Here is a 13,857-nt window from a genome sequence, read left to right as displayed (position 1 = left end):
TAGACCCCCAGCGGAAAAAATTTTACAGCCCGTCAGGAAAAGCACTCCAACCTTTTTTGCTGATTCCCTCAATCCAATTTTTTGCGAATTTTTTTGCACCTTCCAAATCCATGTCGCGGTAGTTTCCGCACTGAATTTCGTTGGCAGCTGGAATTTCGCCAGTCCAGTCAATAACTTTTTTAAAAACAGGGATTAAATGGTTTGCAATGTATTCTTCATCAACATCGCCCCAGACAGTAAGATAAAAACCTGTGCGGCAGCCCATTGGCGAAAAATCAATTACACCAGGAATTTCATCACGCAAATATTCAGCAATGATATGTTCCATTGTATGCAAGGCGCCTGTATTCATAAATTCTTTGTTTGGCTGACAAACACGCACATCAAATTTTGTTACAACGTCGCCTTTTTCGCCCTGTTTTTTTGCAGCGACGCGAACATAAGGGGCAACCACTTTTCTGTGATCCAAATTAAAACTGTCTACATTGTATTTTTTTAATTCCATTTAGAAATGCCCCTTAATAAAGAAAAAAAGCTTTAATAGCGCGATTTTATATTGCTTCAATAAGTTTTTCAACTACCTGAGCACTCAATTGAGCGGCAATTCCCTCATTAAATTCATAACCATTTGAACTTAAATCATCCGCCATATCGCTCATGCAACGGATAATTACAAAAGGCGTTTTGTTGAGCCAACAAGCCTGAGCAATTGCACATCCTTCCATCTCAACACACGCAGGAGAAACATTTTCCGCTATTTTTGCCTTGAGCGATTTTTCAGAAATAAACTGGTCGCCTGTGGCAATCCTTCCTTCAATCATTTTGTGGTCCTTTGATTCTTCGCAATTTTCAAATGCTTTTTTTGCAGCAAGAACCATTTTTTTGTCTGCCTCGAACGAATAAACCGGCATCTGCGGAATTTGACCGATTTTGTAACCAAATCCTGTTGCATCCATGTCGTGATAAACTGCATCACTCGAAACTACAAAATCCAAAACACCAAGTCCTTCAGCCATAGCTCCAGCAATTCCCGTATTGATTATATTTGTACATTTAAACTGAAGAATTAGCCTCTGAGCGCACAATGCAGCGTTCACTTTTCCAACTCCGGAACGAACGACAACAACTTCCTTTCCGTGAATTTTTCCAGTTTCAAAATCAAGACCGCCAGCACAAATAGTTTTTGCCGAACCTTCTTTTGCCATTAATTTTTTTAGCCAGTCGATTTCAATTTGCATTGCACCAATAATTCCAATTTTTTCCATATTTAGCCTCCAATGAATTTCAAATTAGCGTAAAAACCGCAAAATTTTCAAGTATTTTTCAATAAAACCGCAAGATTTTCAACCTTTTTCATAAAAAATGCGTTATTTTAGCGATTTTTCAGTAATTTTTCTTAAAACTCAATTGCATAAAATCCTGTAAAGTTATATTTTATTATCAGCAGCAAGAAATATAACAAAAACGATTCACAAAGGGCTACTTTTTTCCTCCTTCAGTAGCCCTTTTTTCTTTTTAAACCGTTTTTTATAATATTATTATGAATCACGAAAAAATTGAATTATGTCCACCTTCAAAGGCCAGTATTGCTCCTTTTATTTTAAAAAATCAGAAAAAAAATCCTTTTATTCTGGTTGTTCCAGGTGGTGGCTACAATCATTTCGGAAAAAAAGAACAGGAAACCATTGCTCTTTTTTGGAATTCCTTGGGATTTTCGTCGGCAGTACTTTATTACACACTTGCACCGTTCAAATTTCCTGAACCACTTTTTGACCTGGCAAGAGCGGTTGCTTTTATTAAAAAAAATTCCGATGAATGGAATATCGATCCTCAAAAAATTTACCTCTGCGGATTCAGCGCGGGCGGACACCTTTGCGCAAGCCTTGGCTGTTTCTGGAACACTCCTCTTTTGAAAAATCTTACTCTCGACGGTAAAATTTTACTGCCAGAGCAGATCCGTCCAGACGCGCTATGCCTTTGCTATCCGGTAATTTCTGCCGACAAAAAAATTTGTCACGAAGGCTCAATCCAGCGTCTAACCGAAAATTTAACGGAGGACGAACGAATTGAAATTTGCAAGAAAACATTCACTCAAAATCCAGAAAACAAAAATTCTGAAGAACTGATTCGAGATGTTGTTTCTCTCGAAAAACACATTTCCAAAGATTTTCCAAAAACTTTTGTCTGGCACACGCGCACAGACAAGGCAGTTCCAGCAGAAAATACATTGGTTTTTACAAAAAGCCTAAAAGATGCCGGAATTGAATTTGAATACCATCTTTTTAAAGAAGGTGAACACGGACTTGCGCTTGCAGAAGACACGCCGGCACAAATTTGGCCACAAATGTTTGTCAATTTTATAACATCTGCGGCAGGGATAGTAGCCACGCCGAAGGCGTTCTAAAAAAGTCGGGTAAATTACCCGACTTTTTTAGAATGATAATGGCGAATAGCCCGGTTTTTACGCAGCAAAGCGAAGTAAAAAGCCGCCCGACTAAAATAAAAATTAAATTTGCCTAAACAAAAAACTTTTTTTTCTATAAAATAAGAATGCCTCTGAAATTTTTGCTTTTAGAGTTACCAAAACAATATGGAGATCTAAAAAATGTCAGTTTTGCAGTCGATTTTGCTTGGAATTTTACAGGGAATTGCTGAATTTTTGCCTATTTCGTCGAGCGGACACCTTGCCGTAGCTCAATTTCTTTTTAACCTGGACAATGTGCCTCTTTTGTACGATGTAATTCTTCATCTTGCAACCTTGCTTGCCGTTGTTATTTTTTTTCGTGCAAAAATCTGGAAACTTTTATGCTGCTTTGGACGTTGGATTGCACGCCAGCCGCTAAATTCTGACAACGATCCAGAAGATTTGCTTTCTGGAAACGACATTCTCGGTCGAAAAACAATTGTTGCGATTATTTGCGCAACTTTTGTGACAGGAATTTTGGGAATTTTAAGTTCAAAACTGATTCCAGAAATGCCGATTAAATTTACCTGTGCAGGTTTTCTTGTTACGGCAGCACTTTTAATTTTTAGCAGTTTCTGGCAGAAAAAAAGCCGTGGTACCGAAGTTTTGAGCAGCGACAAAAAGGGAATCGGCATTTTTCAGTCGCTTTTTATCGGTTTGATGCAGGGAATTGGAACTTTGCCGGGAATCAGCCGTTCAGGTTCAACAATTGCTGGAGCGCAACTTGCAGGAATTGACCGCCAAAGCGCAGGAGAATTTTCTTTTATCGTAAGTATTCCAGCAATTTTGGGAGCATTTGTGCTCGAAGCAAAGGATTTGGGAGAACTTGGTTCTTCTGTAGGACTTTTGCCTGTTATTTTTGGATTTGTTTCGGCTTTTGTGGCAGGTTATATTTCTCTCGTGTTTTTAATGAAATTGATCAAAAAAGGCAAACTTGAATGGTTCGCAGCTTATTTAATTCCTCTTGGAATTGCAGGTTTGATTTTCTTTTAAAATAGGATGAATTTGTGTTAAACTCATTCTATGAGTAAATTAAATGCGCCTAGATGGAATTTAGATTCAATTTTTTCTTCTATCGAAAGTCCCGAATATAAATCGGCTCTTGATAATTACAAAACTGGCATGGAAAAACTCGAAAACCTTATAAAAACTTCCAGCCGGTTTAATTTTTGCTTTTGGCTAAAGGGTTTTCTTGACGCAAAAAAAGGAGTTCTCGAACTTTCTCAAAGCCTTGGAGCCTACGCTTACATAGTTTATTCAGTTGATACAACAAACACCGCTTTTTTAAACAATATTTCTTTAATTGATGAACTCGCCCTCCGCCTGAAAAAAATCGATATTGATTTTAAGACAATTCTCGTAAAAAATTCTAAAAAACTCGATGATTTTTTTGAGAGGTTTCCAGAATATCGCGAACAAAGTTTTTTAATCGAAGAAGAAATTGCAGAATCAAAGCATAAAATGTCCGCAAAAGAAGAAAATTTGGCAGGTTCTTTACAACGCACCGGAGGAGATGCGTGGGATAGACTGCACGAACAAATAATTTCAAATCTAAAAGACGCAGACGGAAAAACTTTTAACGAACTTAGAAACGACGCTTATTCGGCAGATTCTAACTTAAGAAAATCTTCCTACGAAAAAGAACTTTCGCTCTTAAAACAAAACGAAATCGCTTTTGCCGCCTGCCTGAATAATTTAAAAGGCGAAACTTTAACCCTCAACAAGCAGCGAAAATGGAAAAAACCAGTTGACCGCACTCTTTTTTCGAGCCGAATGGATAAAAAAACGCTAAATGCCTTGATTAAGGCAATTGAAAAAAGTCTTCCAGAGTGGCGAAAATATTTTAACGCAAAGGCAGATTTTTTACGAAAAAACAACCTTACGGCAAGCACGCCAAAATACATAAACGGCAAAGCAGAAAAAGGACTGGCTTTTTACGACCTTTTTGCGCCAATGGAAGTTTTAGAACAAGACAAAACCGAAAACGAAAATTCCCTGCTTTCAAAAACCTGGACCTTTGAAGAAGCCGAAAATTATGTTATCGAACGCTACAGCAGTTTTTCGGAAGATATGGGGAATTTTGCAAAGAAAGTTTTCCAAAACAACTGGATTGACGCAGAAGTCCGCCCCGGAAAAGTCGGCGGAGCATACGATGAAGATTTTGCACTTGGACACCAAAGCAGAATCATGACAAATTTTACAGGCAGTTTTAGCGATATTATAACGCTTGCCCACGAAATCGGCCATGCATACCATTTTTCCTGCTTAAAAGGAAAATCCGTTGATTTTTTCAGTTATCCAATGACGCTTGCAGAAACTGCTTCAACCTTTGCAGAAACAATCGTAAAACAGGATATGCTCAAAAAATGTGGCGAAAAAGACCGATTGCAACTTTTAGATCTCGATTTACAGGACGTAAGCCAGGTTCTTGTCGATATTTTATGCCGTTTTTATTTTGAAAAAAATGTTTTTGAAGAACGCGCAAAAGGAGAATTAAACGCTCAGGATTTTTGCAGAATTATGCGCGAAGCTCAGGAAAAATCTTACGGAAAAGGCTTAAATTCCGAACGCCACGAATATATGTGGGCGGTAAAAAGCCATTATTATTCGACAGCCCTTGATTTTTACAACTTTCCGTACGCGTTTGGACAGCTTTTTGCGGTTGCGCTTTATCAAAGATATTTAAAAGAAGGAAAAAGTTTTGCAGAAACTTACAGGCAAATTTTAAGTTTGACAGGAAGCATGAACTGCGAGGAATTGTGCAAAAAAGCAGGATTTGACATTACAAGCATAGATTTTTGGAAGTCTGGAATTGAATTCTATTCTTCAAGAATCAGCGAATTTATTGAACTTTGCAAAGGAAAATCAACTGCCGTAACAGTAAAAGCAGGAAGTTCACCAAAAACCGTTTACGAATCTAGTCCGGCAGAAAAAACTGAAATTCCGGCAAAAACCGAAAAAAAAATGGGACTTTTACAGCGTGCCGAAATTCTGAATAAAAAAAATTAACGCAGACCTTCCAAAGCAAAAATTGCTTTATAAAAGCATGGAAGTTCTGCGTTTTTTAACTGGCACTTATTTTTTTATTTCGTCGTGCTGTTTTTCAAGATATTCCATAACGTGGTCGATCATAGCCTGTTTTGGATCTGGACAGTCTTCCGGCAAAGAAGCAAGATATTCTTTACGGAAAGGCTTACATTCGATTACAGGACTTGCCTTGTAAACGCAAACCGCTGGGGCACATTCATCGGCGAGCATATCGTTCATGTTGTCTGGATTGAATTTTAAAATCATGCCGTCAATAGAAACCAAAAGCATAACGTCGAACATTCTCAGATAACTGTCGATTTCTTTTAGGCCACGTTTTGTTTCTGGTTTTCCAGGACGATAACGGGTTCCTGAAGGAAAAACAAGAATCGCTTCTCCGTTGCGCTTGCATTTGTCCATTGCGTGCATTGCGGCAAGGTTGATTGCACGGGCCTTTTTTGTTTCTGCCTCGATTTCTTCCTGAGAAGCGGCAGTTTTTGTAGCAGAATCAAGTGAGCGTGTCGGATAAATTACAACGCGGGTAAAACTTTCGGCAAAAGCACGAACCATTGGGTCTGCTTCGTTGAGTTTCATTCCTGCAATGGCAACTACTTTACCACCAAGTTCGCGACAATCAGGATCGTCAGAATTCTCAAGAAGCCAGATAAGACCAGGCAAATCGGTATTTGCATAATGTTCCATCAAGATAAGTCCGCTTTTTCCAGACTTAATCGCAGCCAAAAAAGCCTTGAAGTTTTCTACACCCTCAAGACGGCTTCCTTCTGCCATATTGTCCGAAATCAACTTATCCATCAGTTTTTTTGTGTTAGGGTTCGCTTTTTGATAAACATTTGTAGTATCAATTTTTGCAGCAGCGTGCGAAAAATTTGCAAGTTCTTTAAACTTATCACCATAGCGTTCACGAATCGAAGCCATTTTTTCCTCTCAATAAAGTATAGGCTCGCCAAAGCCGGCATCTTTGCCTTTTTTTAAGTATTTTTGACATTTCCGAACAATTGAAAATTCAGAAATGTCGTTTTTTAATTCTAGTTTCAAAGTACAATTTTTGCAAGGACAGTCAGAATTCTAAAAAGCGTGCCAAAATTAAAGCGCACAACCCCTAAAATCATCAAGCGTTTTATAACCTTTTTTTGCCATAAAATTTTTGATTCCTTTTACGATTTCTGTCATTACAAGCGGATTTCCGAAAGTTGCTGTTCCAACTTCTACAGCACTTGCTCCTGCCATGATAAATTCAACAGCATCTTGCCAGCACGAAATTCCACCGAGCCCAACTACAGGAATTCTTTCGTTTTCTGGAAGTTTATTCATTGCAAGGCATAGATCATAAACCATGCGAAGAGCAATTGGTTTTACAGCAGGTCCCGAAAAACCAGCACGGATATTTTCAAAACAAGGACGACCAGTTTCAATGTTTATTGCCGTTGCCTGAAAAGTGTTTACAAGGCTGATTGCATCAGCGCCCGCACTTTTTACAGCCATTGCAACTCCAATCAAATCAGGCGCATTCGGACTGAGTTTTACCATAAGCGGCTTTTTTGTTGCTTTGCGAACAGCTTCCACAACAGATGCCGCGGCTTTTGGTTCCATTCCAAACGCCATACCACCGGCTTTTACGTTCGGACAACTGATATTCAATTCAATCATCGGAGCGTCTGTTTTATCCAGCAATTTTGCCCCTTCAACATAGGTTTCAAGACTTTTTCCGCTCAAATTGACAATTGTCTTTGCCTTAAATTTCTGCATTAACGGCAATTCGTTTTCGATAAAGTGTTTTATTCCAGGATTTTCAAGTCCGATAGAATTTATAAGTCCCATTGGAGTCTCAATCAGGCGAACTCCAAAATTTCCCGGCTGACCGTCCAAAGTAAGTCCTTTTGAACAAATTCCGCCAAGCGAATCAACATCGAGAACGGTCGAATATTCAATTCCGTAGCCAAAAGTTCCGCTCGCGGCAAAAACAGGATTTGCAAATTCAACTCCGGCAATTTTTACACTCAAATCTGGTTCTTCGTTTTTAGAAAGCGGTTCGCGTCTTGCCATTCTCTGAGAAGTTACAGGCGAATCAATTTTCGCAAAATCCAAAATTTCAGAATTAAAAACCGGACCTTCTTTACAACAGCGCTTATTTCCTTCTTTTGTGTGAATTGTACAGCCAAGACACGCGCCAACACCGCATGCCATTCTATTTTCCATACTAAGCCAGCACTTTACACCAGCATCGGCACAAATTTTTTGAACCGCTGCAAGCATAGGCGTAGGACCGCAGGCATAAACCGCATCGTATTTTTTTACGCTTTCGCTGTCGAGCGCAGCAGTTACCATTCCTTTGATTCCAAGCGAACCGTCATCTGTCGTAATCGTAAGTTTTTCTGGAAAAATATAATCAAGTCCATAAGAACCGCTTTTAAATGCGGCAACAAAATCATAGGATTTTTTAGGAAGAGTTATTGCAAAACCTGCAACAGGCGCAACTCCAACTCCACCGCCAACACACAACACTTTTGAGTTTTCAGCAGGAACCGGCCAATTGTTTCCAAGAGGACCAAGAAGTTCAATTCCATCTCCGCTTTCAAGAGTAATGAGCTCTTTAGTTCCAGTTCCTTTTAAGAGAATTAAAAATTCAATGCTAACATTGTTGTCAGAAATTCTGCGCGAATTATAAACGCTAATTGGACGGCCGAGCAAAAGTCCCGAACGAACAGAGCGCAACATATAAAACTGACCGGGATTTGGAGCAATCGCATTTCCGCCGTTTATTCCCATCACATTCACTTTCAAATACCAGACGCTTCCGTATGGAACAGCAGACTGCACGATTGAACAGCCGTTTACCTTACCTGTAGCAAAAACAGGATACGTTTCTCCAGCACAATTTTTTATTTCCGACATAATTTTAACCTCGCTTATAAAACCTTAAAGACTGTTTTTTGCATTGAGCAGGTCAAGTTTTGCAGCAATACAGGCATTTCCTGCAGCATCAGCAATTTCCTTTAAACAGAGATTTCCGCTTTCAACTTTATCAGCAAGCTCAGGAGCCTTTTTCCATGCGCACAAAATACCGCGGCTTGAATTTACAGTACCGCCGGCCTTATCGAGCAAAGTAGCCGCAATTCTTGCAGCCCCGCCCTGAGCGCCATATCCAGGAATCAAAAAGAAAATTTCAGGATAAGCATTGCGAAGAGCACGGGCATCGCTTTCTTCTGTACAGCCAACAACCGCACCAACCGGCGAACAAGTCTGTCCAGGATAATTTTTTTCAAATTCAGCAGCAATTCTCTTTAATTCGCTTCCAGTACGGTCAAGAACACGACCGCCATTTTTTAATTCTTGCTGCTCAATATCAACCATTCCAGGATTTGAAGTTCTCAAAAGAACAAAAATTCCTTTTGAACCAGTTGCAACTTTTGATTCGGCAGTATGTGGCGCACAATATTCGGTAAAAGGCTTTAAAGTATCAAAACCCATATATGGATTTACAGTAATTATGTCACTTTCAAATTCGCCAGAAAAATGAGCGCGTGCGTATGCTTTTGCAGTATCGGCAATATCGCCCCTCTTAATGTCACTGATTGCAATAAAACCCGCTTCGTGCACAGCCTTGATAGTTTCTGCATAAACTTTTAAGCCTTCAAGTCCCATCGCCTCATAATAAGCAATCTGAATTTTAAAACAGCAGGCAGATTTTTCAGCAACAACCCTTTTAATGATTTCTTTATTGTAAGCAAGAACCGCATCAGTCTTAGAACCAAAAACATTTAAAAGCGGAGCCGGAATATAAGAAGGATCAGTATCCAGACCAACGCAAAGAGGTCCATATTTTGCCGCAGCTTCTTGTAAAATCTGCATATTGTGAGTCATAAAAAATACCTCGTTCAAAAAAATAAAACATAAATAGTTTAGCAAATTTTCGATATGATTTAAAGAATGGGCGTTCCGGAACCCTGAACCAGGATTCCGGGCAGGCTGTCGCGTTATAAAATTGCTCTGCAATTTTTCCGTTCAGCCACGCAAGCGTGTCCGAACCGCTATGCGGCTTCCATCCTTAACGCGGTTTATTCTCCTGGCCATTCAAAATGCTGATAATCTTTTACGCCCTGCCAGTCTCCGCCCCATTCAAAACCATTTTTTGTAAAAATTTTATAGGCAAGGTCGCGATGGTCAATTTTATAAGAAAAATTTTTAGTTCTGTCCACAAAATCAACAGCATTCGCCGGCTCAACGCTAATCTTTCCTTTTACGGTTTTTACGCACGGATTGTAGAGAGGATTTATATCAACCGCAAGTCCGGAACCATGTTTTGACACTTTTTTTGTAAAATTTATAAACCTAAAATTAAAACAAGACGAGTTATTGTCCGCCATGCTTTTTTCGTCATCGGCATCGTATTCATCTATCAAGCAGATTTTTTCAATCGGGTAATCAGAAACATAAAGTTCCTTAAAAATTTTCAAAAGAGTTTCTGCAATTTTTTCGTTACAAATCAATTCGCCTTCAAGAGTTTTTCCGGACAAATTCTTGTGCAAAATATGAAGGATCCGCAAATTTTCGCGCGGAAATGTGCAGTTCTTCTTAAAACTTTTTCCATTTATTTTTTCAAAAACAGAATCACTGATTTTAGAAACGTAAAATTCCCTTTCCAAAACAAAATCTTCATTCAATTCAATTTTTTCCGCTTTATTCAAAGAAAATTCAGATTCAATTGGATTAAAATCCTGCGCCACACAAAAACTAAAAATAAAAACAAAGTTCAACAATATTAAATTTTTTTTCATTTTGTTATAATTTTTCCATGCAAGAAACAGTTTTTAGAAAAAACATCGAAGTTAAAAAAGAAATGGAACTTCTCTACCGCGGAAACCGCTACAAACTCGACTACGGAATCGACAATGCCGGAAAATCCTACATTTCTTTTGGCGAAGAATTTCTTCCGGCAAAACATTTTTACAGTTACGGCCAACTCGTAAACGAAGCCATGCTCGGAATTTCGCCACTCCGCGACTCAATCGAAGTTCTTCAACTTTTAAATCCGTAAAAAAACATTCCGACATTCTATTGCAAAAAAAATCAAAAATGAAGTGCGCTTCAAAATAAATCCAGCATGCTGTCCAAATAAATATTTTCCCGAACCTGCAGCTGCGCTTCCGGTTTTGTCATGTAATAAAGCAAAAATTCAAGAATCATTGCGCTTCCAAGTCCGCGACCTTCGATTTTAAAATTAGAAAACCCCATCGGAACATATTTATTTTTTATATCTTCAATTCCAATAAAAGAAGGATTTTCTTTTGCCTTAGAAAAAACATAGCCTTTGTTTCCGCCGGGAGATTTACAGACAAAATCTGGACAATTTTCACCCAAATTTTTGCGGCTTACGTTTTCGTAGCAGATTTTTCGTTCTTTGCAGCCGGTCCAGCAACATTCATTGCACAAAAATTCAACCTTGCTCTTTTGTTCGTCAGTTAACTTTTCAAGTTGTGCAAAATTTTTATTTAGCCGAAAGTCCGGAACAACAAAATCAAAATCCTTTCGGTTTAATTCAGCCAAAAATTTGTCAAAATCGGTTATTACTTTTGTAGTTGAAGAAACAAAATAGAAATCCGGATAATTTTTTTTAAGATAATCCAGCAAAATTTCAGAATTAACAATGATTCCGTTTTGAACATTCTTACTTTTTTCAAAAAGCGCGCAAAGCTGATTGCATTTTTTGTCTAGGAGATGTTCGTTTTTTAAAAGTGAATTGCTAAAAGTGAGGCGGACAGAAATTCCATATTTCTGCAATAATTCTAAAATTTGACCGGAATTATTTTCGCCAAAACCAGCCCTTCCGCCACCCCAAATGCAATCGGCAGGAGCACCGTAAATTGAACCAATTTTACACCAGTCATAAAAATATTCACGATGCTCAAAAAAAAGTGGCAGAAAGGCCTTATATAATTCGTAAAATTCAAAAAGCCCCGGCAAATGATAACAAACACAGGGGTTATTCATAAGCCGGAAATTCAACAAAACCGTAATTTACTAAAGTTTTTACGTACACAGAAATTCGAGGATAAAGAGGATCCGCTTTTTCGCCGAATTTTTCATGCAATAAATCGGCAATTTCTTTGACGGTTCTTTTTCCATCAATTTTTTGCCAGATAAAACTTCCAAATTCTTCAAGGTGAATTTGGGTAAACCTCGGTTTTTTAAACAGTTTTTGTGCAGCAAGATTGAAAAATCCCTTGTTTTCCACAAAAACTGTAACTTTGCCTTCTTCGTCAACTTCAAATCTGTATTTTTTCGACTGACGAGGAACTAAATCTAAAAGATTCTGGCTTTGTTTTTTATTCTGCTTTTTCATTTTTTGCCGAACGGTTATGACAAACAATCAAAGTAACGAGCGCAACAAGCAGAATAACCGAACCGGCAAGTCTTATGCCAGCAGGAATATTTCCGCCAAGACCGATTTTGTCTGCAATGCCTGCAACTGTCAAAATTGCAAGAAGAACGCCCATCAAACCTTCTCCGGCTATCAAACCTGAGCAGAACAATACGCCTTTTGAACTTTCGCTTGACTGAGTTTTGTTCTTTTTATCCATAAGTCTGCGCAAAACGCCACCGAGCATAATTGGAGCAGTAAGTTCAATTGGAAGATAAATACCAATTGCAACGGCAAGAGAAGGCAATCCTAAAAGTTCAAACAATACTGTACAAGCAGCGCCAATAAATACATAGCTCCAAGGAAGGTTTCCGTTCATAACGCCTTCTGTTACAAGTTTCATCAAAGTTGCCTGAGGAGCAGCAAGTTCTTTTGAACCAAAGCCCCATGCCGAATCCAGCAAAATTAAAACTCCGCCAATCGTCAATGCAGAGATAATCGCGCCAACTAATTCGCCAATCTGCTGCTTTTTAGGAGTTGCACCAAGAATATAACCAGTTTTCAAGTCCTGAGAAGTGTCGCCGGCAATAGCAGCAATTACACAGATGATAGCACCGATTGTAATTGCACTAACCATTCCGTGAGCACCAGTGTCGCCAGAAACTTTAAGAAGGATTGTCGAAATCAACAAAGTTGCAATTGCCATACCAGAAACTGGATTGTTAGAAGAACCAACAAGTCCAACCATTTTTGAAGAAACAGTTGCAAAGAAAAATCCGAAAATAATAATCAAAAGAGCACTTACGATTCCAGCTTGAATCGGAGGAAGAATCCAAATTGCAAAAGCAATCGCAACAATGCCGATTATTACAGCCTTAATGCTTATTTCCTGAGAAGTTCTTTCGCTGTTATCAGAAGCAGCAGAACTTTTCAAACCTTTGATTGCACTTGCAAAAGTTTTGCAAATCAACGGAAGAGATTTTGCAAGACTGATAATTCCAGCAGCGGCCAAAGCGCCTGCACCAATGTAACGCACATATTTAGACCAGATTGCACCAGCACCGCCAGCAGCATAAAGTTCAGAAACGCCAATGTCGCTCGGGAACAAAACAGTATTTCCGCCAAAAGCAACAATCAACGGAATCATTACAAACCAGGCAAGCAAACCTCCGGCAAAAAGGAAAGATGAAATTCTGTATCCACAAATATAACCAACGCCAATTACAGCAGGATAAATTTCGGCAGAAAATTCAGTCCTAAAAGCCTTGAGAGGAACAGCGATTACGCCTTCAACAGCCTTAATTCCGTCAATGATAAATTTAAATGCGGCAGCAATTCCCATTCCAGAAAAAACAGCCTTAGCATCGGAACCTTTCTTTTCTCCAGCCAAAAGAACTTCGGCACAAGCTTGAGCTTCTGGATAAGGCAAAGTGCCGTGTTCCTGAACGATAATTGAATTTCTGAGCGGAATCATGAACAAAACGCCCAAAATAGCACCACAAAGAGTAATGAGAGAAATTGTAAGAAGGCTAGGCTGGTTGATTAAACCTTCTTTAGCCCAAAGAAAAAGAGCCGGCATTGTAAAAATTGCACCTGCAGCAACCGACTCACCTGCAGAACCGATAGTTTGAACCATATTGCTTTCAAGAATAGAATTTTTCTTAAAAATGATTCGTGTAATACCCATTGCAATAACAGCCGCCGGAATGGAAGCGGAAATTGTCATTCCAACGCGCAAACCTAAATACGCATTGGCAGCACCAAAAACAATCGCAAGGATAATACCGGTTAAAATTGATGTGATTGTGAATTCCGGAGTAATTTTGTCAGCCGGAATATAGGGTTTGAATTCTGAGGAACTTTCAGCCATCGGAATCTCCTTAAAAAATTTGAAAAATGCGGTTTGTAAAACGTAATAACAACAAATCTCGCATCCTGAAAAAACACAAAATGAATTTTAACAGAACCTGAATATTATATCACAATT

Annotated in this window: 13 protein-coding genes; 4 read left to right on the top strand and 9 right to left on the bottom strand. The window is 38.8% G+C overall.

Translation table 11 applies throughout. The annotated features are described in order from the left end of the window. Positions 1 to 22 precede the first annotated feature (22 nt). Both ACT6XC_RS00145 and ACT6XC_RS00140 read right to left on the bottom strand, forming a co-directional pair. Positions 23 to 505 carry an S-ribosylhomocysteine lyase gene (locus ACT6XC_RS00145; protein ID WP_443738323.1) on the bottom strand — a complete coding sequence of 161 codons (483 nt, stop codon included), beginning with the start codon at positions 503 to 505 and terminating at the stop codon, positions 23 to 25. 46 nt (positions 506 to 551) lie between these two features. After that, entirely contained in the window at positions 552 to 1,265 is a 714-nt protein-coding gene (locus ACT6XC_RS00140) for a 5'-methylthioadenosine/adenosylhomocysteine nucleosidase (protein WP_443740410.1), read from the bottom strand. 275 nt (positions 1,266 to 1,540) lie between these two features. Between ACT6XC_RS00140 and ACT6XC_RS00135 the strand changes: the two genes are divergently transcribed. The 3 genes from ACT6XC_RS00135 to ACT6XC_RS00125 all read left to right on the top strand — a co-directional run bounded on the left by ACT6XC_RS00135 (position 1,541) and on the right by ACT6XC_RS00125 (position 5,473). Further along, a complete protein-coding gene (locus ACT6XC_RS00135; protein WP_443740409.1) occupies positions 1,541 to 2,404 on the top strand; it encodes an alpha/beta hydrolase in 864 nt (287 codons plus the stop codon). Positions 2,405 to 2,605: 201 nt separating this feature from the next. Further along, entirely contained in the window at positions 2,606 to 3,457 is an 852-nt protein-coding gene (locus ACT6XC_RS00130; protein ID WP_443738320.1) for an undecaprenyl-diphosphate phosphatase, read from the top strand. 30 nt (positions 3,458 to 3,487) lie between these two features. Further along, positions 3,488 to 5,473 carry a M3 family oligoendopeptidase gene (locus ACT6XC_RS00125; protein ID WP_443740408.1) on the top strand — a complete coding sequence of 662 codons (1,986 nt, stop codon included), beginning with the start codon at positions 3,488 to 3,490 and terminating at the stop codon, positions 5,471 to 5,473. Positions 5,474 to 5,539: 66 nt separating this feature from the next. Here the strand turns inward: ACT6XC_RS00125 and ACT6XC_RS00120 are convergent, their stop codons facing one another. The 4 genes from ACT6XC_RS00120 to ACT6XC_RS00105 form a co-directional block, all read right to left on the bottom strand. Then, positions 5,540 to 6,427 (bottom strand): 1-acyl-sn-glycerol-3-phosphate acyltransferase, encoded by an 888-nt coding sequence (locus tag ACT6XC_RS00120; protein ID WP_443738318.1) that lies wholly within the window; start codon positions 6,425 to 6,427, stop codon positions 5,540 to 5,542. Between the two features lie 168 nt (positions 6,428 to 6,595). Beyond that, positions 6,596 to 8,404 carry a dihydroorotate dehydrogenase gene (locus ACT6XC_RS00115; RefSeq protein WP_443740407.1) on the bottom strand — a complete coding sequence of 603 codons (1,809 nt, stop codon included), beginning with the start codon at positions 8,402 to 8,404 and terminating at the stop codon, positions 6,596 to 6,598. Positions 8,405 to 8,428: 24 nt separating this feature from the next. Next, complete coding sequence (pyrF, locus tag ACT6XC_RS00110; protein ID WP_443740406.1) at positions 8,429 to 9,373, bottom strand: orotidine-5'-phosphate decarboxylase; 945 nt, start codon at positions 9,371 to 9,373, stop codon at positions 8,429 to 8,431. A 194-nt stretch (positions 9,374 to 9,567) separates the two neighbouring features. Next, complete coding sequence (locus ACT6XC_RS00105; protein ID WP_443738315.1) at positions 9,568 to 10,287, bottom strand: M15 family metallopeptidase; 720 nt, start codon at positions 10,285 to 10,287, stop codon at positions 9,568 to 9,570. Positions 10,288 to 10,304: 17 nt separating this feature from the next. On the opposite strand from ACT6XC_RS00105, the gene ACT6XC_RS00100 reads away from it, so the two are divergent. After that, complete coding sequence (locus tag ACT6XC_RS00100) at positions 10,305 to 10,547, top strand: hypothetical protein (RefSeq protein WP_078930928.1); 243 nt, start codon at positions 10,305 to 10,307, stop codon at positions 10,545 to 10,547. Positions 10,548 to 10,597: 50 nt separating this feature from the next. Here the strand turns inward: ACT6XC_RS00100 and ACT6XC_RS00095 are convergent, their stop codons facing one another. From ACT6XC_RS00095 to ACT6XC_RS00085, 3 genes are read right to left on the bottom strand one after another with little or no spacing between them, the layout of a single operon-like run. After that, positions 10,598 to 11,500 carry a hypothetical protein gene (locus tag ACT6XC_RS00095; RefSeq protein WP_443740405.1) on the bottom strand — a complete coding sequence of 301 codons (903 nt, stop codon included), beginning with the start codon at positions 11,498 to 11,500 and terminating at the stop codon, positions 10,598 to 10,600. After that, positions 11,493 to 11,852 carry a PqqD family peptide modification chaperone gene (locus tag ACT6XC_RS00090; protein ID WP_443738313.1) on the bottom strand — a complete coding sequence of 120 codons (360 nt, stop codon included), beginning with the start codon at positions 11,850 to 11,852 and terminating at the stop codon, positions 11,493 to 11,495. The genes ACT6XC_RS00095 and ACT6XC_RS00090 overlap by 8 nt, the downstream gene beginning before the upstream one ends. Next, positions 11,836 to 13,740, bottom strand: coding sequence for an OPT family oligopeptide transporter (locus ACT6XC_RS00085; protein ID WP_443740404.1), 1,905 nt, complete (start codon positions 13,738 to 13,740; stop codon positions 11,836 to 11,838). The genes ACT6XC_RS00090 and ACT6XC_RS00085 overlap by 17 nt, the downstream gene beginning before the upstream one ends. Between the last annotated feature and the right edge of the window lie 117 nt (positions 13,741 to 13,857).

Origin of the sequence: Treponema berlinense (assembly GCF_052273165.1) — a bacterium.
In the GTDB taxonomy this organism is placed as follows: Bacteria; Spirochaetota; Spirochaetia; order Treponematales; family Treponemataceae; genus Treponema_D; species Treponema_D berlinense_A.
The sequence above is the reverse complement of the archived record's forward strand: the minus strand, read 5'-3'. Positions and strand labels throughout refer to the sequence as shown.